Annotated in this window: 17 protein-coding genes; 6 read left to right on the forward strand and 11 right to left on the reverse strand. The window is 49.4% G+C overall.

The window, feature by feature from the left end; genetic code table 11:
• The first annotated feature begins 137 nt into the window (after positions 1-137).
• Both FIU95_RS17145 and FIU95_RS17150 read left to right on the forward strand, forming a co-directional pair.
• Complete coding sequence (locus FIU95_RS17145; RefSeq protein WP_152454918.1) at positions 138-713, forward strand: hemerythrin domain-containing protein; 576 nt, start codon at positions 138-140, stop codon at positions 711-713.
• A gap of 41 nt (positions 714-754) precedes the next feature.
• On the forward strand, positions 755-1198 hold the full coding sequence (locus FIU95_RS17150; protein ID WP_152454919.1) for an STAS/SEC14 domain-containing protein: 444 nt from the start codon (positions 755-757) through the stop codon (positions 1196-1198).
• A gap of 81 nt (positions 1199-1279) precedes the next feature.
• Here the strand turns inward: FIU95_RS17150 and FIU95_RS17155 are convergent, their stop codons facing one another.
• From FIU95_RS17155 to FIU95_RS17165, 3 genes are all read right to left on the reverse strand, one after another.
• Entirely contained in the window at positions 1280-1939 is a 660-nt protein-coding gene (locus tag FIU95_RS17155) for a putative adhesin (RefSeq protein WP_152454920.1), read from the reverse strand.
• A 287-nt stretch (positions 1940-2226) separates the two neighbouring features.
• Positions 2227-3006: a fumarate/nitrate reduction transcriptional regulator Fnr gene (gene fnr, locus FIU95_RS17160; RefSeq protein WP_253868710.1), complete on the reverse strand. Its 780-nt coding sequence runs from the start codon at positions 3004-3006 to the stop codon at positions 2227-2229.
• Positions 3007-3216: 210 nt separating this feature from the next.
• Positions 3217-4086 (reverse strand): SDR family oxidoreductase, encoded by an 870-nt coding sequence (locus FIU95_RS17165; protein WP_152454921.1) that lies wholly within the window; start codon positions 4084-4086, stop codon positions 3217-3219.
• Between the two features lie 265 nt (positions 4087-4351).
• Here FIU95_RS17165 and FIU95_RS17170 point away from each other — a divergent pair, with 265 nt between their 5' ends.
• Complete coding sequence (locus tag FIU95_RS17170) at positions 4352-5374, forward strand: adenosine deaminase (RefSeq protein WP_216646267.1); 1023 nt, start codon at positions 4352-4354, stop codon at positions 5372-5374.
• Between the two features lie 85 nt (positions 5375-5459).
• Here the strand turns inward: FIU95_RS17170 and fnr (FIU95_RS17175) are convergent, their stop codons facing one another.
• The 5 genes from fnr (FIU95_RS17175) to FIU95_RS17195 form a co-directional block, all read right to left on the reverse strand.
• Positions 5460-6188, reverse strand: a complete 729-nt coding sequence (fnr, locus tag FIU95_RS17175) for a fumarate/nitrate reduction transcriptional regulator Fnr (RefSeq protein WP_152454922.1) — start codon at positions 6186-6188, stop codon at positions 5460-5462.
• Between the two features lie 70 nt (positions 6189-6258).
• A complete protein-coding gene (gene hemN / locus FIU95_RS17180; RefSeq protein WP_253868712.1) occupies positions 6259-7644 on the reverse strand; it encodes an oxygen-independent coproporphyrinogen III oxidase in 1386 nt (461 codons plus the stop codon).
• Positions 7645-7765: 121 nt separating this feature from the next.
• Entirely contained in the window at positions 7766-8464 is a 699-nt protein-coding gene (locus FIU95_RS17185) for an OmpW family protein (protein ID WP_253868714.1), read from the reverse strand.
• A 404-nt stretch (positions 8465-8868) separates the two neighbouring features.
• Entirely contained in the window at positions 8869-9777 is a 909-nt protein-coding gene (gene mmsB / locus FIU95_RS17190; protein WP_152454924.1) for a 3-hydroxyisobutyrate dehydrogenase, read from the reverse strand.
• 57 nt (positions 9778-9834) lie between these two features.
• The gene (locus FIU95_RS17195; RefSeq protein ID WP_152454925.1) at positions 9835-10941 is read right to left on the reverse strand and encodes an enoyl-CoA hydratase/isomerase family protein; all 1107 of its coding nucleotides are present in this window, start codon (positions 10939-10941) and stop codon (positions 9835-9837) included.
• Positions 10942-11122: 181 nt separating this feature from the next.
• Here FIU95_RS17195 and ettA point away from each other — a divergent pair, with 181 nt between their 5' ends.
• Positions 11123-12787 (forward strand): energy-dependent translational throttle protein EttA, encoded by a 1665-nt coding sequence (gene ettA, locus FIU95_RS17200; protein WP_152454926.1) that lies wholly within the window; start codon positions 11123-11125, stop codon positions 12785-12787.
• 371 nt (positions 12788-13158) lie between these two features.
• Here ettA and FIU95_RS17205 read toward each other — a convergent pair whose 3' ends face one another.
• From FIU95_RS17205 to FIU95_RS17215, 3 genes are read right to left on the reverse strand one after another with little or no spacing between them, the layout of a single operon-like run.
• Complete coding sequence (locus tag FIU95_RS17205; protein WP_152454927.1) at positions 13159-15297, reverse strand: ABC transporter ATP-binding protein; 2139 nt, start codon at positions 15295-15297, stop codon at positions 13159-13161.
• Positions 15287-18031 carry an ATP-binding cassette domain-containing protein gene (locus tag FIU95_RS17210; protein ID WP_152454928.1) on the reverse strand — a complete coding sequence of 915 codons (2745 nt, stop codon included), beginning with the start codon at positions 18029-18031 and terminating at the stop codon, positions 15287-15289. Before FIU95_RS17210 ends, FIU95_RS17205 begins: the two co-directional genes overlap by 11 nt.
• Positions 18028-19140: an HlyD family secretion protein gene (locus tag FIU95_RS17215; RefSeq protein ID WP_152454929.1), complete on the reverse strand. Its 1113-nt coding sequence runs from the start codon at positions 19138-19140 to the stop codon at positions 18028-18030. Before FIU95_RS17215 ends, FIU95_RS17210 begins: the two co-directional genes overlap by 4 nt.
• Before the next feature lie 444 nt (positions 19141-19584).
• Between FIU95_RS17215 and FIU95_RS21830 the strand changes: the two genes are divergently transcribed.
• Both FIU95_RS21830 and FIU95_RS17225 read left to right on the forward strand, forming a co-directional pair.
• Positions 19585-20298: an alpha/beta fold hydrolase gene (locus tag FIU95_RS21830; RefSeq protein ID WP_152454930.1), complete on the forward strand. Its 714-nt coding sequence runs from the start codon at positions 19585-19587 to the stop codon at positions 20296-20298.
• Between the two features lie 238 nt (positions 20299-20536).
• Positions 20537-20857 (forward strand): hypothetical protein, encoded by a 321-nt coding sequence (locus FIU95_RS17225; RefSeq protein ID WP_152454931.1) that lies wholly within the window; start codon positions 20537-20539, stop codon positions 20855-20857.
• The last annotated feature ends 30 nt before the right edge of the window (positions 20858-20887 follow it).

Raw genomic sequence — 20887 nt, forward strand, 5'->3', positions numbered from 1 at the left:
AAAACCGTAAAATTCCTTGTTTACTGCGCCAAAAGTTTTCAGCTCTAACACTATCTATTTGGTACTTGATCCACATCAATTCCCCTCTCGAGTCTGCTGGCAACAATAAGTCTCGAAACCGATCGCGGAGGTCTGGGATGAATAATATCTATCGACAGCTCTGTTTAGACCATAAGAACATGCAGCAAATGCTCAATGCCTTTGAGCGCTTGCTACAGGACCTTTTTGGGAGTAATGAGCGGGATCCTAATACCCTCTCACTAATTCTGGACGCACTCGATTATTTTTCTGTTTACCCAGACAAGTACCATCACCCGGTGGAAGACCTGATACTTGCCCGGCTACTGACCAAACCTGTGCACAATCGAAATGCGATTTATGAAGCACAGATGCAGCACGAGCAAATTGCGGCAACTACTAAGCACATGTGCGCGCTTTTCTATGCCGTAGCCAACGATGCCATGGTAGAGAGAAGAGTTTTACAAGGAGCCAGCCATACCTATTTGCAGTTGCAACGCAAACATATAGAGTTGGAAAATTCGGCAATATTTCCCCAAATGGAGCAGTACCTGGAAGTAGAAGACTGGAAACAAATACACAAGCAGGTGAAACAGCTGAAAGATCCATTCTTCGATCAAAAAACCAGAAACGTTTACGAATCTTTACGTGAGTATCTAACGCAGCCAGAGTCACCCATACAGGCCTTTGCTTAGGATTGTTCAAACCACATTTCGAGCAAACAGAAGGAGGAGATATGCAAATCAAACGCCACGGAATCTCCATTGGCATGGAGAGAATTGATAATGATTTCTTCCTGTATATTAAAGCCGTTGGGCAACTAACCCATGAAGATTACGAGTACATCACGCCTTTGCTTGAGTATGCCCTTGAAGGGGTCAAAAAACCAAAAGTACAAATGCTGATTGATCTGCGGGATTTTGAGGGCTGGGGTCTGCACGCGATATGGGATGAATTTAAATTGACCCTGAAACATGGCAACGAGTTCTGTCGTATTGCTGTACTAGGAGATGAGGGCTGGCAGGAGCTGGCCACCAAAGTTGGTGGATGGTTTGTGAGTGGCGAAGTGCGCTACTTTGAAAAGCAGCACGAGGCCATGGACTGGCTATCACAGGCACTGGAAAAAGAGGCAGAAAAAAAAGGGGCAGAAAAGGAATTAGCTTTCTCCACACACTCCTGATAAGTAGTGGATTAACGGGGCGGTTACGCCCCCTTTTTTTGCCTAAAATAATCTCTTTAGGCCTCGCATAAAAATCCAGCCTCAGTGGGACACCCGTTGAAACTTACTGTCCCAGGATGGTGTCCCTATCAAAATATTATTGAGGCTCACCTCACTGCGACAAAATGAACAATAGATATTGTCATAGTGTAATTTATTTGCATGCAGTGTATTAATAACATCTACCAAAGTTGGATCATCCTTTCCAACCCTGTGGCGAATAGTCAATAGGTCAGCTTCCATAACAGGCTTTATATTAGCCAACATTTTTTGATGGATAGGGTTATTTGGATCGAGTGAAGAGTAATCTTGATTGTGCTTATGTGCATTATCCAGAGCATTTTGCACATCGGTATAAGACTCCCCTTTGATAAAAGGCCGAGTTACCCGTCCCAAAATTTGCCCGGTAGTGGTCCCATGGTATCCCTGGTATTTACTCAAAGTATAATTATGGCAAACCTTTCCTTTCTTAATCCATTCGTGATACTTCGCATTTCCAGAAAGCACACTGCTAATGCCCGGGTCACTTAAGGAATAACCATGGGGGGAGAAAAAGAAAATATTATCTCCCCCATGCCCGTTGGTGTAGAAATGCTGTTTGGTTGCAGCACCATGCGCAGAAATAACCAAATTGGAAGCCTCACCTAAGCGCTTCCCACTCGCAGTAAATATCTTAAATCTATCAAACTCTCTGACGGGCATAATTACTCCCTGGATTAGCAACTTATTTTTTTCGAATCATATACCCGCAATTGCTCAATGGCAAAAATTACGCCACTAAGCTTAACGGAGGAGCCATCAAGAAAAGATCTACCCAAAATTAATCGGATATTGAAAGGATGACCAGCGCTAGAAGAACATTCACATTTACGCGCAAGAATAGATCGATGGCGGGCAACGGCTAGAGCAGACTATGGCTGGGGAATATTTAAGCACTAAGCTAGCTACTAACCCCTTCCTTGAGACACTCGTCAGTAAAAATTGGCGAGCTAATCTCCGCCTTCATTATCGTAACCGCAGTGAGTTCCAGCCACTTCACTGAGGCCTAGCAAGTCCTGAATCTGTACAACCCTGCCACTCACCTTGATAAACCCCTGTTTCTGAAAACGGGAAAACAGCCGACTGACCGTTTCCGCAGTCAAGCCCAGATAATTGGCTATATCTGTGCGCGGCATGGATAAAATAAATTCGCGGGAAGAATACCCGCGACTGGCGTAGCGGCTGGAAATATTCATTAGCAATGCGGCCAGACGGGTATCTGCGGATCGCTTGCCAAGTAACATTAATATTTCATTTTCCTTGCGCAGCTCTTCAGAAAAAATACTGTATATCTGTTGCTGTAGAGCTGGAATCTGTTGCGCTAACAATTCCAGTTGAGAAAATGGCAACAAGCAAACACTACTGTCTTCGAGTGCCTCGGCATAGCTTGAATGAACACGCGTACTGTAAGCATCGAGTCCAAGCAATTCTCCCGGTAAAGCAAAATGTGTTACCTGAGTGTCGCCATCAGCGGCTATTACGACATTTTTAAAACTGCCAGAACGGATTGCGTAGAGGTTTTGAAATGAATCGCCAACCCGGTATAGGGATTCCCCGGCCTTAATCAGCTTCTTTTTTCCCGTGACCTGTTCAAGGCGGTCAATATCAACTTGAGACAGGCCTGCTGGTAAGCATAGGCGTCTGACGGAGCAATTACTGCAACTTACCGCTGTTGATGAATCAATCATGCCCAACTGGCCGGTTAACATTTTGCAAAATTGTAACGGCATTGGCGGAGTGCGTCTTCACTTCGAAGCAAACTGCAAAATATTGGAAAAATTTTACTGAAATCAGCCAATTATATTTATCCCCGGCCTACTCTCTACAGCTTTTAAACAATTCCAATCTTTATTTACCTCAATAGAAATCTGACCGCCGGGTGCTATTCATCACAAATGGACAGTCAGAACTCTGGGCAAACAATAAAAACTGTGGGTATATCAGTGATTCGAGTGCAGCATGGAGTCTATCACCATTTTTTGCTGCGCTTTGCCACTAGGGTCCGCATCCGTTTTGTAAGCACAAAACTCACTGGCCCAAGAAGAGGTGCGAACCCGCACCGGCGGGTCATCACTTTCGACCACCTCCAAAACCACTTGCGCTACCTGCTCAGCAGTTTGATAAAGGCGCGCCGTCTGCTCGGGTGTACGTTGCTGAATTCCCCCCAGATACTGCTCGAAAACGCCTCGATAATCCCCTTCAGGTACACCGCCCTCCGCTTGCAATTGAGACAGAACACTATTGGCAAACTCGGAATAGATACCCCCAGGCTCAACTGCAGTGAATTGAATATTAAAACTGGGCTGGATATAGCTGGCCATAGCCTCTGTATATCCCTCTACAGCAAACTTGGCGGCACAGTAAAGTTCGTTGAACGGCTGCCCCACTAACCCGCCCACGGAGGAGATATTGATAATCCGACCGCTGCGCATCTTCCGCATATGGGGAAGTACCGCTTTGGTACAACGCACAACGCCATGGAAGTTCACATCCATTACCCACTGTATCTCTGCTTCAGTGGCCATCTCCGTGGTTTTCACAAAACCGGCGCCGGCATTATTGACCAAAATATCGATGCGTCCCTGCTCCCGGATAATGGTATCCACAGCATTTTGAATAGTTGCCGTATTTTGCACATCCAGCGGTAAAACTCTAAGACTGTGACCACGATCAGCAACCTCAAGTAGTGGAGCCGCTTTTGCCAAATCTCTCATGGTGGCATAAACAACATATCCCAGATCCGTCATTTTAGCGGCCAAACTCTGCCCCAATCCCGTAGATGTCCCCGTAATCAATACAACCTTGCTCATAGCTTTCTCCTACCCGGAAAAAAAGTAAACTACCTGGTGTATATTACATCAACATACACACAAGTAAACCATACAGTTTACTTTATGCAAGATATTAGCATCCCACAGCACTCTTCGCAGGGCCTAACCCAACAGGCATAAGACTGACTTTTCAGCCAATGAGTAGAAACTGTTAAGATGGCCTCCAGTTTTATCTGGCTGCTTGATCAATGTAGCTTTCAGCTCAGGCAACAGCCCCAAATTTCTTTCCAATACAGTTATTACTATGAGCATCGCCGACCTGGATTTTATTAAAGCCCTGCCAAAGGCAGAGCTGCACCTGCACATTGAAGGCTCCCTGGAGCCAGAACTAATGTTCGAGCTAAGCCGACGCAATAAGATTGAGATCCCTTTTTCCAGCGTTGAAGAAATTAAGGCCGCCTATAAGTTTCACAATCTGCAGTCTTTCCTGGATATTTACTATCAGGGTGCCTCAGTCCTAATCCATGAACAGGATTTTTACGATCTGACCATGGCCTACCTGCAGCGCTGCCGTGAAGATAACGTTGTACATACAGAAATTTTCTTCGACCCCCAAACCCATACGGAAAGAGGCATTGATATCGGTGTGGTTATTCGGGGCATCCACAGTGCTCTAAAAGATGCCGAATCCGAGTGGGGAATTAGCAGCCACCTGATCCTCTGCTTCCTGCGGCATCTGAGTGAAGAAGAGGCTATCTCTACCTTGGAAGCCGCCAAGCCCTACCTGGAATTTATCAAAGGCGTTGGTCTGGATTCCTCCGAATTAGGCCACCCGCCCAGCAAATTCCAACAGGTCTTTACTAAAGCCAAAGAATTGGGCCTGGAAAGAGTCGCACATGCGGGAGAGGAGGGGCCCGCTGAATATATTAAAGAAGCTCTGGATTTACTCGATGTAAGTCGGATAGATCACGGGGTGCGCTGTGTGGAAGATGAAACACTGATTGAGCGACTGATAGATCAGGAGATTCCCCTCACTGTCTGCCCACTCTCGAACACTGCACTCTGTGTTTACGAGGATATGAACCAGCATCCAATTTTGCAGCTTCTGGAACGCGGACTCTGTGTCACGGTAAATGCCGATGACCCAGCCTATTTCGGCGGCTACGTGAATCGCAATTACCTGGCATTGAGTGAAAGTCTGGGCATGACCAGGGAACAGGCTAAACAGCTGGCTATCAACAGCTTCAAGGCCAGCTATATTTCAGAGGATCAAAAACAAAAATGGGCTAAGGTGATTGCCTCTATCGAGACTGTTGCGGAAGTGTAAAAAAAAATCGTGAGAGGCCTGATCTTATACTCAACAGCAGGCCTCTTAGGTTAATTGGGACTTTTCAACGTTTGATGAGTCTTAATTAATCCTCATCGTAACCGTAATGGGTACCCGCCAGCTCGCTGAGGCTGATCATATCTAGTATTTCCACTGCCCGGCCACTCACTTTAATCATTTTTTCTTTCTGAAAACGGGAAAATAATCGACTTACCGTTTCCGCCGTCAAACCCAGGTAATTGGCGATATCGGTGCGCGGCATAGAAAGTACAAATTCGCTGTGGGAATAACCCCGGCGGGCATAGCGACTGGAAATATTAATCAGCAAAGCCGCTAAACGGGTATCCGCCGAGCGCTTGCCTAGCAGCATCAAAATATCATTTTCCTGGCGTAGCTCTTCGGAAAAAATACTATATATCTGCTTCTGCAACGCCGTAACCTGATTAGCCAGTAATTCCAACTGAGTAAAGGGCAACAGGCAGACACTGCTGTCTTCTAGCGCTTCGGCGTAGCTGGGGTGCACGCGGCTACTATAAGCATCTAACCCCAACAATTCTCCAGGCAAGGCAAAGTGGGTAACCTGAGTGTCGCCATCGGCTGCGATCACTACAGTTTTAAAACTGCCTGAACGAATAGCATAGAGATTCGCAAAAGGGTCACCGGACCGATATAAGCTCTCGCCGGCTTTTACAATTTTTTTACGGCGCGTAACCTGCTCTAGTCGATCAATATCTGCTTGAGACAATCCCGCAGGCAGGCATAAACGTCTAACCGAGCAGTTGCTGCAGCTAACCGCTACTGAGGAGTCCATCATACTAAACCAGCCGGTAAACTAATTTGCGGCTATTGTACCTGCTGTGCAGCCAATCGTCTCCCACAGAGAATTAAAGAACACGAGAATATTGCGCATCAGTTTGTTGGCTGTGTAAATAAATATCAAATGCCGAGGCGACATTGCGTACAAACCAGCGCCCCTGTTCCGTGACTACGATCTTTTTCTCATCCTGGTAAATAAGACCATCGTCAAACATAGGTTCAAGCCGCTCTAGCTCATGATAAAAATATGTATTAAAAGCTACGCCTGTACGACGCTCGGCCTCAACTTTATCCAGGCTTAGGCGACACATCAGTTCAGTGATAACCCACTGGCGCAACTTATCTTCATCACTCATTAACCAGCCTCGGCATGACGCATTGCCCCGCTCAGCAACAGCCTGGGTATATTCCTTCAGGCGATGTAGGTTCTGCCAGAAACCATTGCGACTATAGCTGATTGCGGAAGCCCCCAATCCGACAAGTGCATCGGCGGGCATTAATGTATAGCCCTGGAAGTTTCTTTGTAACATCCCCGCATGAGCAGCCTTGGCCAGCTCATCTCCCGGACGGGCAAAATGGTCCATACCGAGGAACTCATAACCAGCACGACCCAGGTGCTCTACCGCGGCCAGCTGCATCGCTACTTTTTCTGAGGCGGAGGGAATGAGTTCCGTATCAATAAGGCGTTGAGCCTTAAAGCGATGGGGTAAATGCGCATAGTGGTAGAGGGCGATTCGGTCCGGCTGTAAATCCAGCACCTTATCCAGGGTGCTGTGCAGGCTGCTGAGGTTTTGCTTGGGCAGACCGTAAATCAAATCATAGGAAATAGATTCGAATCCCCGCTCGCGTGCCGCAACCGTCAGTTCGGTCACCTGATCAGCACTGCAAATTCGGTTGATGGATCTCTGCACTTCGATATCAAAATCCTGCACCCCCAGACTCAGGCGATTGAAGCCGAGCTCCCGCAGGGTATCTAAGGTCTCCAGCTCCAAAGTGCGCGGATCGGCCTCAATGCTATATTCCACTCCATCGCCGGGACGCAAATCGAAAATTTCACCCAGTCCTTCCATTAAGCGACGCATATCTCCATCGCTGAGGAATGTGGGAGTACCGCCCCCCAAGTGCAACTGGGTAACTGGTACCTGGGCTACTCTATCCCGATACCAGCGCGCCTCCTCTAAAAGGTTATCCAGGTAACTGGAAGCGAGACCGTATTGAGAGGTTATTACTTTGTTGCAGGCGCAGAAATAACAGAGAGAGCGACAAAAGGGGATGTGTACATACAGGGATAAGCTGCGAATATCCTGAAGTGCATCCCAGGGTTTAATACTGCCATCCAGTGGCTTAAATCTATCGGCTGTGGGATAAGAGGTGTAGCGTGGGCAGGGGCCGCTATAGCGGGACAGCAGCTCTTCCGACAGGCCACCCATACTGCTTTTTGTCTTTTGCATCATATTTCTACAACCTCAATCAAATGTTTGCGACAGCCCCCCGCACAAACTAAAAGGCAGCCGCCGAGTTCTCACCGGGAAAACCGCAGCGACTGCCACACCCCAAAACTAGAGTGTTGCCATCTTAGAAGCGGTAGCCGAGACCCGCCATATAAACCAGCGGATCGATATCAACATTGGCAGTCACTTTACCTATGCCGGGTACTTTGACGGTGGCGTCAGTTTCGATATCCATCCAGAACACAGACATATTGAACAACCAGCGCTGATCGGCCCCGAAGGCGAAGTCGATGCCCGCCTCGGCAGCTAGGCCGAAAGAGTTATCCAGGGACAGTTTGGAATCACCGGTGGCACCAATACTTTTAAGCGCTGCATTGCCAGAGCTATTGATCTCTTCATCGAAGAAAGCGGTGTAGTTCACCCCCAGTCCTACATAAGGCTGGATAGCGGATTGAGTATCCATTGGGTACCACTGCACTAACAGAGTGGGTGGCAGGTGCTTTGTTTCACCCAGATCAAAGTTGCCAAGACCTTCGCCAACAACTTCGATATCGTGACTGAAAGGCGTTGCGGCAACCAGCTCCACACCCCAGTGATCGCGGAACATATACACACCGGTCAGGCCCAGAGCAGAGCCGTTATCTACATCAACACCGGTATTTCCAATCTTGTTCCCATTCGCAGACAGTGCGCTGGAACTGGTGTCGGGCGCTACTGTGGCCATACCACCGCGCAAAATAAAGCTGCCCTCTTCGTAGGCCAGTACCGGTGCAGAAAGTACGGCGGTCAAGGCGGCTGTAGCACAAGCAGTTATACGATTCATTAACTTCTCCATACATAGCGATTTAGCATTTTTCCCGACTTTGGAAGGCCCCCTCCAGGCACAATCACAAGTCGCAGGCAGGTTAACCGCTGGCTGTAATCCTGAGCTTGATCCAAATCAAGCTGTCGGATTTCGCGGAATTAAAAGCAGCGTATTGCCCACAACACTTGTCTTGCCAAATATCAGGGACCTTCCAAGCGGGGCGGCGAAGATAGCGATTGGGGTGCGCTGAAGGAACGGGGAGGGAGTTAGTAATTGGTACCTATTGCCAATTTTGCGAACTGGTACGGATTTTTAACGTTAGATGACATACAGACATGGCCCCCTCTCCAGAAATGGCCGGCACCAATCAACGGAGAGGGGGAGAGGAGAAGGGAGAGCACGGAAGCCAGGTAACTTCTAGGCTACCAAGTCAGACCACCCGCCGGGCGGCGGAACATATTCTGGATGCTGGAAAAATCCAATTTCTGGTTTTCTTCACTGGTGCCGTGCAGCTGATAGAGGTTTTTTGCCAGAGCCCCCATAGGCGTGGAAGAGGCACTGGTAGCCGCCGCATCCATGGCGAGCCCTAGGTCTTTCAGCATCAACGCCACGGTAAAGCCACCAGCGTAGCCATTTGCCGCCGGCACATTTTCCATTGCGCCAGGGTAGGGGTTGTAATTGGCCAGGGACCAATTGTTGCCTGAGCTCTGCATCATGATCTCGCTCAGTACCTTCGGGTCCAATCCCTTATCCACACCCAGCTGCAGGGCTTCGGCGGTGCCAGTCATATGGATAGCCAGAAGCAGGTTGTTACAAATTTTTGCCACCTGCCCTGCCCCTGCGCCACCGGCATGAAAAATCTTGGCGCCCATAGCCTGTAGAGGCGCCCGCGCGGCATCTACTGCCGCCTCCTCGCCCCCACACATAAAGCACAAGCTGCCCGCCTGGGCAGCTGCGGTACCCCCCGAAACTGGCGCATCAATGGCAAGCAGGCCCCGCTCAGACGCAGCCTCATCCACCTGACGGGCATCTTCCGCAGAGATGGTGGAGCAATCGATAATCAGAGTATTCTCAGCCAGGTGATTCAGCAGCCCCTCTTCTCCCAGGTAGAGGCTTTTTACCGCCGCACCACTGGGCAGCATTGAGACCACAATAGCGGCCCCCTCAGCCGCCTGCAGCGGGGACTCACAAGGCGTGCAACCATCTTCTTGCGCCTGCGCCAGAGCCCTGGGATTGAGATCGAAAGCCGCCACGCTATACCCGGCCTTCACCAAGTTGGCCGCCATAGGGCCACCCATATTCCCCAGACCAAAAAAGGCTATCTTTTCCATAAAAGCCACTCCATATTTTGTTGTTGGTATCCCGTGCGTAAAGCGGCCCGGGTCGCTTTATAGATCCGCAAGCGGATGCGCTCCGCCCCAGGGCGCGGTAAAGCAGCTCTCCAGCTGTTGTGGGCTAACCTCCTCCAAGCTCTGAGGCTGCCACTTTGGCGTGCGATCCTTATCGATCAATAGAGCCCGCACCCCCTCCTTCAAATGGCCACTGGCACAGAGGTTTACCGCGAGCGCCAACTCCATCCGAAACACATCAGCCAAAGACAAGTGACGCGCCCGACGCAACTGCTCCCATACCACCCAAGGGGTCAGTGGCGAACCGCCCGTCAGAGTGGTGGCGGCGCGCTGCAACCATTTATCCACCCCTTGATAGGCGCTGATTGCCGCGCAAACCTCCGGCAGGCTGGCAAAGTCCGTGAGCTGCTCGATCTGATCGTAGTGTTCGCGCAGCTGCGATTCCGGCCGCTGCAAGGGTGAGAGCTCGCAACTCTTAAGGCAGTCACTAATTAGGCGGTGGTTAATAGCGTTCTCAGCCGAATAATCCAACGCAGCCAGTGCCGCCAACACGGTCTCGCGTTGGTCCTGCGCAATAATACGATCGGCCATACCGGCAAACAGGGCATCGGCCCCATTAAACTGGGCCCCTGTCAGCCCCAAAAAAAGACCCAGGCGGCCCGGCATACGGTTCAGGAACCAGCTTCCACCTACATCGGGAAATAAGCCGATAGTGATTTCTGGCATCGCCATACGCGTGGTTTCAGTCACAATACGATGGCTGGCACCGGCCATAATGCCGATACCACCCCCCATCACAATACCGCCACCCCAGACCACGATTGGCTTGGTATAGGTGTGTATTTGGTAGTCCAGACGATATTCGCGCGAGAAGAATTCGGTCGTGTAACGATATTCCGGCGGCTCACCGTAGGCGGCCGATTGCTCGTACAGTGCCACCACATCGCCCCCGGCACAGAGGGCTTTATCACCACTGCCATCTATCCATACGGCGGCCACTGCATCGTCATCAGCCCATTGATCTAACTGGACTGAGAGCAGATCAATCATCTGCAGGTTGAGCGCATTGAGCGCCTTAGGCAGGTTGAGGGTCGCGATCGCCAGTGCGCCGCGCCGAGAGAACAACACCGGGGAGTCCTGATCCATTGCTATCTGTCTTATTGCTCTTGTACTAATTAGCGTCGCAGTTAAGCACATATCAGATTCAACGTCAGCCACACGCGAGTACAGCGGCGACAGCCACAGGGGTGCAGTTGCACTTTTTACGCAAACTGATAAGTTGCGCGCAAAATCTGAGCGATTGCAACACCCAGTTACGGAACCCCAAATGGCTGAATACGTATACACCATGAACCGGGTGGGCAAAGTAGTGCCCCCCAAACGCGAAATTCTGAAGGACATCTCCCTTTCCTTCTTCCCCGGCGCCAAAATCGGCGTACTGGGCCTGAACGGTGCCGGTAAATCCACCTTATTGCGCATTATGGCCGGGGTCGACCAGGACTTTAACGGTGAAGCCCGCGCCATGCCGGGCATTAAAGTCGGCTATCTGCCCCAGGAACCGCAACTCGACGCCAGCAAGACCGTGCGCGGCAACGTGGAAGACGGCGTGAGGGAAGCCATCGACGCCCTCGCCGGCCTGGAACAGGTCTATGCCGATTACGCCGAGCCCGACGCAGACTTCGATGCCCTGGCGAAGAAACAGCAGCAATTCGAAGACATCATCCAGGCCTGGGACGCCCACAACCTGGAACACCGCCTGGAAGTCGCCGCAGACGCCCTGCGCCTGCCGCCATGGGACGCCGACGTCAACAATCTGTCCGGTGGTGAAAAACGCCGTGTGGCTCTGTGCCGCCTGCTGCTGTCACGCCCAGATATGCTGCTGCTCGACGAGCCTACCAACCACCTGGATGCGGAATCCGTATTCTGGCTGGAGCGCTTCTTGCACGACTTCACCGGCACCGTAGTGGCCATCACCCACGACCGCTACTTCCTCGACAATGTTGCCGGCTGGATTCTGGAACTAGACCGCGGCCACGGTATCCCCTGGGAAGGCAACTACACCACCTGGCTGGAACAGAAAGAAAAGCGCCTGGAGCAAGAGCAGCGCGGCGAACAGGCCCGCGCCAAAGCTATGCAGAAGGAGCTCGAGTGGGCCCGCCAAAACCCCAAGGGCCGCCAGTCCAAGAACAAAGCGCGCCTGTCCCGTTTGGAAGAAATGCAATCACAGGACTTCCAGGCCCGCAACGAGACCAACGAAATCTACATTCCGCCCGGTGAGCGCCTCGGCGACAATGTGATTGAGTTTAAAGAAGTAAGCAAAGGGTTCGGCGAACGCCTGTTGATCGACAACCTGTCTTTCCGTGTACCTAAGGGCGCGATTGTCGGTATCGTCGGCGGTAACGGTGCCGGTAAGTCCACCCTGTTCCGTATGATCAGCGGCACCGAGCAACCGGACTCCGGTGAAATCAAGATCGGTGAAACCGTCAAGGTCGCCTACGTTGAGCAGGGCCGTGAGAACCTGGATGACAGCAAGACCGTCTGGGAGGCCATTTCAGACGGCCACGATATGCTCAAGATCAACAACTACGAAGTGGGCTCACGCAACTATGTAGGGCGCTTTAACTTCAAGGGCAGTGACCAGCAGAAGCGCGTAGGCGAACTCTCCGGCGGTGAACGCGGACGCCTGCACCTGGCCTACACCCTCAAGCAGGGCGCCAACGTACTGCTGTTGGACGAGCCCTCCAACGACCTGGATATCGAAACCCTGCGCGCCCTGGAAGAAGCCCTGCTCAACTTCCCTGGCTGTGCCCTGGTGATCTCGCACGATCGCTGGTTCCTGGACCGCGTTGCCACTCATATCCTCGCCTATGAGGGTGAGAGTGAAGCGGTCTTCTTCGAGGGCAACTACACCGAGTACCACGAAGACTTCGTTCAGCGCAAAGGCGAAGATGCCGCCCCGCATCGGATGCATTATAAGAAGCTGAAGACCTAAGAATAAAAAAGCCCGCGAAATGCGGGCTTTTTTACTAGTACAAAGCTCGATCGTTGATAGAATCAAATTAGCAAACTACTGATTAATAATAACTAATCTATGTAGCCACTTGAAAAAAGCATTTCCAATTAATGCCTTTAAACAATCATTGCTACCTTCCTATCACACTTACGAACCTTAATTAATCACAAAGAAATTAATCTTCGTCTGGCAATGCGATACCAGCTTCTGGGCCTGCACAAATATCAGTTTCGGTGTTCATTTTGCATCTCCTTTGAAATAATTTGAAAACCGCTCTCAACCAAAAAATAGTTAAGAACATCGTATAGCTTAACCCGCTTTCCACCTTTCACACCATAATTAACCAAAGATTATGGGTGAGCGATCACAAATAAACTATTCGATTTTTTTTGTACACAATGGAACGATTGTCTTAAATTGCCCGGATCCAAGGCCGCAAAACTCTCATCTAGCACTAACAACTCAGCATTCTGCAGAAGTGCTCTAGCAATAAACAAGCGACTCATTTCTCCGTGAGACAATCTCCACCCCATTTCTCCCACTGTTTGTAATATGCCTGCAGGCATTTTTTCAAGTAATGAAGTCAGCCCTAGCTCGTCACAAATTTTATAGGCTCTTCTTATACTTTCAGGCTTAGGAGGCCAGTCATCACCCATCAATAAATTAAATAAGAAAGAATCACCTAGTACGTGATTCTCATGAAATTGAGGTGCCGATGCAACTTGTCTACGCCAATATTGCACGCCCGTGCTGGGTCTATCGTACCCATTAATAAGCAAAAGTCCCTCTCTTTGCTTTTGGATACCTGTTATCACATTCGCGAAAGTAGATTTTCCCGAACCCGAAGCCCCTTGCAATATTATGCGATCGCCTGGATAAATACTTAGATTACAGTTTTTTAAAGCCGCCCTGTCTTGATTAGGGTAGCTAAAACTTAAGTCACTGATATAACATAAAGGTTGCTTAGATCGTTTCATATCCCCTGGCACTTTATCAGCTCCAGGAAGCTTGCAAGCCCCCGATTTTGATGGAGCCTCCAAGGAAAAGAGTTCACAGACTTTTTCCCATGCTACAAGAGCACTGAGCCCACTGGAGAATCCGCTTATACATTTCAGCACTGCACGATAACCGAGTAGCATCCCCCCCAAAGCCGCAGCGATTTGACCACTCTCAGCGTTACCAATGACAAAAATTGGCGCAAGGCCCACTATTCCCAGCAGCAGCCAAATACGTGGCAATACTGCAGTTAGATGAGTCAAATTGCTATCCATAGCATTCGAGCTACGTAAATACTCTTCCAGCTCCTGATCTTCGCCCCGATGCCAATCCACTGGCTCTTGTTGTGCCAATCGGGTTCGGTGGCCAAGCATTTTCTCAATTAGACAGTGAGTCATACTCAAGCGTTGACGGCTCCAATGTCGACGAGCCTGGTATTGGCTACGTCCTAGAGCGAAGGCTATGAGTAAAAAAATGGTCAAAACCCCTAACAATAGCGGGGCTCCGATACTTAGCAGTAGCACTATGGAAGCCATTACCAACTCTACACCGCCAAGAAGTAGCAAAAAACTCGCCTGCAGAGCGTTGGTTTCTATGTTTTCTGCATCGTATACACGCCCAAGTATCTGCCCAGACCCCATATGACGCACCTTGCCTGGATCTATTCGCAAAGCGCTGGCGAGCAAGCGCTGCTTAAGCAGGGCACCGGTTTCCAGCGAGATTGAGCCTTGTAAACGGGCAGTAAAGAGCGAAAGGGGGATCTGTGTTATCAGCAAAAGCACCCAGGCAATTAGCCAACCGCTATCAACATAACCGTCAAGAACAGCACGACCTATCAACCACCAACTGGCAATGAATAAGACCATTTGCAGCGTGTGGCAAGCAATCATGCTTAAAAAGCGCAAATGTTGATGACGCTGGCGTAGCTGCTGCCAGAAAGGACGATGGGCCGGTTGACGCAATAGCCAGCAATCATCAATTTGTAACCCTGCCAAATTTACCAACAATAATGCTTCGACAGCTTTCTCACGCCGTCGCCCAGCTATATTGGTACTATCAAGTAGAGTTGTAATACGCTCGCGCTGGGGTGCCTCCTGTGCGCTTATCAGCGCACTGATTACTTGTCTTGGACGCAGCTTTATAACTTTTTGGGATGGTGAAAGAATATGTAACAAGCGACGATCACTGCCGCATAAAGCAACGAAATATTCATCAGCTCCAAAGCGCAAACGCACCAAGGCCGGTGCAGCCCGCACCAGCATCTGCTCCAACTCGCCATATTTACAACTAACTTGCTCAATTTTTAAATCCAGAGCTTCTGCCTGTAACTGCAGACGGGTATCTATATCTTTATGTACTTCCGTGTTGGAGTAGTAGTCAGTGGCTGCTGGCTCTAGGCCAGTACGCAGAGCCAGGGACTTTAGGGCACTATCTAATTGAGCCGTGGGCCAACAAAGGTGAGGTAGCTTACTAAGGGAACCTTCAGATTTCACAAGCTACCTCTTGAGACCGCGCCATACCACTAATTTGCGACCGCTCTCTTATTTCAGGTTGAACCTCGGTGATTCGCCCTTCCTCCATATAAAGGTGGCGCCAATCTGTGCTCTGCCAACACTCCTGCCAAAGATTCTTTTCCGCGGCAAGAAGTTGGGCATATCTGGACTGAGTTTGCGCTTCCAGGTTTGTGGGTCTGTCATCCTCAATTATTTGCCCATCTTCCACCACTAATACGCGGGGAAAATCTCTAGTTTCAGAGATATCGTGAGTGATACAAATTAGCGTGGTATCTTTCCACAACTGCCGCACGCGATTGAGCAAGCGCTGGCGCTGCCCACGGTCAAGCCCGCGAAATGGCTCATCTAAAATGACACAGATTGGAGACTCTCGACCCAGAGCGCGACCTAACCGCACACGTTGCCCCTCCCCTCCACTGACAAGCGCACCACTTTCCCCTAAGTTGCTCTGTAAGCCATCGGGCAGGGAAGCCACTAAATTCAAAAGATCGGCCTGCTGTAATATTGGGTACAAGGAAGTAGAGGAATTGTTGCCGTAATGTAAGTTATCCAGCAAGCTGCTATTCCAAAGTTGGATCGCAGGGTCAACCCAAGCACAACGTCGGCGAAAGCGGGACTGCAATTCACACTGCAGCTCTTCGCCATTGAGCAAAAGTCTACCAGTCGCGGGTTTATACCAGCCCAACAATAAACCGACCAAGCTCGATTTGCCCGCACCGGATGAGCCAACAATTGCGATATGCTCTCCGGGAGCAATATCCAGATTAATATTCTTGAGAATGCTTTGGCCACTGGCTTTAACGCTGACATCGTCAAAGCGAAAAGACGCAGCTCCTTTTAAGGGCTGCCCCTTTTTATTACTAGACGTCTCTTCACCGTCATCAACTGTGGCCGCCTGAAGCGGCTCCAAAGCCCTCAACAGGGTATTTCGCTGGCGAGGGTAGCTCCGCATTAGTTGCGCGATATCTTCCCCCAGTAGTGGCAGCGCCAGTACCCAGTAAATTAATAGGAGCAGATCGGGGCTTGCCCCGCGGACCCGGACACAATAACTCACCAGCGCACAGGTAAGAATCCCGTTAACAATCAATTGTACGGCTTGACTATTCAGCTGGAATCGCAAAGATGAGTAACCGGCTTTAATCCACTCGGTTAATAAGCTTTCGTGTTCACGACGAACGGATTCCCCAGCACCATGTGTGCGTATTGGAATGACTCCCAGCAGCGCATCCATATAAAACCTAGCCAAGGCGCCAGCGTGAGTTTGCACACGCATGTTATGATCACTGAGTACAGGCAAGAACAGCAGTGGAATAACTACTTGCAACCCAGCCATTAATAACACCAAGGGTGCGGCAGCGGGCGCAATCCAAATAATGCCAGCCGCTGTAGCGAGTAATGACAAGCCCTTGAAGAGTATTCCACCTCCCAGCAATGGTAGTTCTCTTAGAGCAACTATTCGATGACTTCTCTCTGCGGTATCCGAGGTGGGACGGCTTTGAAAAAAATGGTCGGGTATTTTCGGAAGGGAAGAGAGAAAACGTATGCGAAAGCGGTTTTCCAGGTGTCTACCAATCCTTAATTGCAGCTTGGTCATCGGCAATTGCACGAGTATAAGGCTTAACATAAACCCCAATAACAAAATGACCGCACTCAATCTCTGTACCTCGGTGGCCAGTTCCGTGTGAATATCGATCAAACCACGAAACAGTAATGCTTCAACCATCACACCGAGTACTGCGGCCAACATTGCTATTAGAACCATGCTTGGAGCAAGTAGACCATCCTCACGCAAAAACCCCCATAATTGCTGGAATGGGTTTATCGGTTGTGCTTGCAAAGCTTTGCTTAAGGCCTCGGACTTAGGCTTGACTTCAACCTCCTCCCGCAACCCTTTCACGCTGACAATTACGGCTCCACTAAACTCCAACAACTCTGGCTCTAACTCAACTGTATTCGCTTCGTCAGTGCCAGGAGGGCGGGAAGGTTGCACACACCAATAGCTCTGCGGCACCAGGTCATAAGCGTTGCTAAAATCTTCTGTTAGGTTCCCCGTCAGCCTTTGCAATAACGCACTGGTTTCTGCCCCTCGTCGCACCGCACCTGAGTCAACGAGTGCTGCCAACATTCTTACACTGGCATCTAGGAAAGCCAGGGAGAGCCAATCTTCTCCCTTCAGGGCCCGCTCACACGCGGCTTCGCTGATAGATTTTGAAATTCTTAACTGCCCTATCCGCTCTCGCAGGGGATCGATAAAATCTTTTCCGCCAGCCCAACTTCGCCACCCTTGTGGTGGAACGCGCATAGTATGGATATGCAGCTCATCGAGAAAACGTCGTGCACTGGGCCAACGCCTTCCCGAGGCTGGGTCCATAACCTGTATAATTCCACGATGATTGCGCCAAGCCACAACAAAGTGTGTGTTGCCGTTGGGCAATCGCACTACCACCAATCCCGGTAGGTAACCTGCTGAATCTAACAATAAGTGATCTTTGGGCACGACCATCTGTGCCGCATCCAACCCCAGCTCAACCGCAACTTTTTCCAGGGTGTTAATAGATGTGCCGTCCACATCGGTTTGGCAGGCATCACGTAAATGGCCGTAATGCACATTCACCCCAAAGCCTTCAAGCAAGCACTTAAGAGACGCCGGGCCACAATCCATATTGGAAGTTTGCACGACTTCGGGAACCAGCCAGCAGGTTTTTCCCTTCACTTCTGGGTCTCCAACAAATTTGCGCTACTATTTACGCTTCTATCTGCTTGCCCTGATAACAAGTCGCCAGCTCTCTGCAGTAGCAACTGATAGGGTGTCTTTACTCCGGTGGCAATCTCTACCCTTGCTGGTAGGTCATGCAATAGGGGTAATTTTGGGGGGATCTCTCCCTGTAAAGATAACTCAACGAGGATTTTTCCTTTTTGCACCGCGCTGGCCACCCGCTCTACTCGAGCCTGTAACTGGCCATAACGCGCCCAGGAAAACCCATCCAGTTTTACCCGCGCACTCTGTCCCGAACGGATATGTCCAAGAGCGAGAGCGGGAGGGAAAAACGCCTGCACGCTGATATTACCCTCGGCTTGTAATGTGGCAACTTGTTGCCCCGCGAGCAAAACCTCTCCTTCCCGAATATCTGCCAGCGAAGCAAGCTTACCCGAGATAGGCGCTCGCAGACGCTGCTCATCTACAGCCAGAGTGCTCTGCTGCATACGAGTATCCACTTCAGCCAGCTGTCTCTGGGTGTCTGCTCGACGCTGCCCCAATTCACTCACTGATAACTGGTACTCATTAGCCAATTGCTCCTGGCGATCATTGGCTGCACTTATTGCTGCTTCCGATGCTAGGGTGGCCATGGCCATTTGCTGATAGGTACGCTTTGCCGCAAGATAATCAAGCTCAGAGCTTTGCTGTTTTTCCAGTAGACGCTCATAGCGCTCTGCCACATCCGCCTGAATTTGCTGATTACTCATCTGAAGCTTGTGCTGCTCTTGAAGTAGCCTCAGTTGATCCCTTAAAGCTTTATCGTCTTCAGCAAACTTTCTAGCCAGCAAGTCCTCTTCACGATCTAATGCCAGTAACTGATCTGAAAGACGCTGCAATACTCGGCTATCGCCATCCAGATCCAGAGCAAATGCCTTGGTATCCAGCTCTATTATTAAGTCCCCCTGATCTAGGGTATCGCCCAGAGAAGCTGCAATAGCAATGACCCTTCCGGCCCGGTGAGTACTGACATGAACTGTATTCTGTTCTTGCTCAAGCCTGGCCTGGTCACTAATGCTGAAAACCGTGATCTCCTTAAATAGGAACCATATCCCCCAGCCCATCATAAGGAATACACCCAAGGTGCTTATCAACCCAAGAGAGTTGATTGAATCGGATTTAATCGCGCGAGATGTTTGAATAAACGGTGTTGGCAATACAATTCACCCAGTCCGTACCAATTAAGGCGAGTAAAATAATTTATTCTGTTTTTGCGAAGCAAGCATGGGCTATGATCCGCGGGGCCAAATCTAATTCTCTGGTATCGGATAGTCAAATTCGAGAAAATTTTGTTTGCCTGGACGGAGTCACAAACTTCTCAAACACCTCGTATTAACTCAAGTACGCCAGGAAATACTGAACAAAAGCAATTGAGTGAAGGATCAGATCCTCATTAGATAAAGACTGTTCACTTGGAAGTGGGCAGAAACGCTATATTGATAAGAGTCCCTGAAGTTTTCTACGGATCCAGTATGCTTTGCTAGGTATAGAGACAATATGAATACCGTCAAATGACTAAAACGTTTGTCCTTGTACACGGTTTGTTTCATGGCGGCTGGTGCTGGTCGAAGGTCCGACAGAGGCTCATGAGGGCAGGTCACATTGTCTTTAGCCCAACGCAAACAGGCCTGGGAGAACGTCGACACCTTCTTTCCCCAAGAGTGGGCATCGAAACTTTTATTGACGATATAGTCAATTTGATAATATGGGAGGAATTACAAGAAATATCGCTAGTAGGGCACAGTTTTGGTGGTATTACGGTCTCCGCTGTAGCCGATAGATTAAGAGATCGCATTCGGCATCTAGTTTTCCTGGATGCCGCTATCGCTCAGGATGGCCACTGTTTCTATGAGCAGTTACCAGAGCAAAATAGGGCCCAACGTCTGGCTAATAGCCAGCTCGTTAAGGGAACCCGATGCTTTATGCCAACATCCGCCTCAAGTTTTGATATAACTAACCTGAATGACATCGCCTGGGTAGAACGCCACCTTACTCCCCACCCAGTGAAAACCTATTTAGACCCTGTAAAGATGTCAAAGCCTGCAGGAACAGGATTAGACTGCTCCTATATAGTCTGCAGTAAACCGATACATCCCTCATTTTCATTGAGTCGACACTGGGCAAAAACCCAAGAAAAGTGGGAAATTAAATACATAACGACGGGACACAGCGCCCCCATTACTGACCCAGGTATTGTCACTGATATCTTGATAAACCTAGCTTAGCCACTCGCTTCTTAGCAGAACTCAACAACCATGGGAAAGAAATAGGGAAATTGCTTAAATTATTTTGCTATATCTCGCCCTAAACAATGATATTTATCTTTACCACTCCATTAATTTACAAAACCAATACTCATTCTCGGGAAACTATCAACCTATTAACTAACAGCTACACTCTATGTAGACAAGCTGTGTGAAGAAGAAAAAGTTTCTTCTAATAGGTCCACCAGGAATCCCACGTATGTCCAGCTGCAAAATATTTGTAGAGTCTTCAAAACCAGTTCCAGAATCAGCAACAAGAATATTTGGTGAAATATTGACGAACAATTTGGAAACACAAGAAACAAAATTACCAGTTGCTGTAATCGAATCCAAGCAGGTTATACCATCGGGTTGCTATATTGAAATTCTCTGTAGCAAAACACCTCACCGGACCCACAAGATATTGCAAAGTATGGCCATTGAATTGGACGAGACGGCCAGAAGGTTATTTCAAATTGAAGAGCCTGTCGGAGTAAGAATTCAAATGGTAGATGAAGATTTTTTATTAGGTGTGAACTAAGATAGGAAATGGAAATTACTGAAATTAGAA

Source organism: Microbulbifer sp. THAF38, from assembly GCF_009363535.1.
Taxonomy (GTDB): Bacteria; Pseudomonadota; Gammaproteobacteria; order Pseudomonadales; family Cellvibrionaceae; genus Microbulbifer.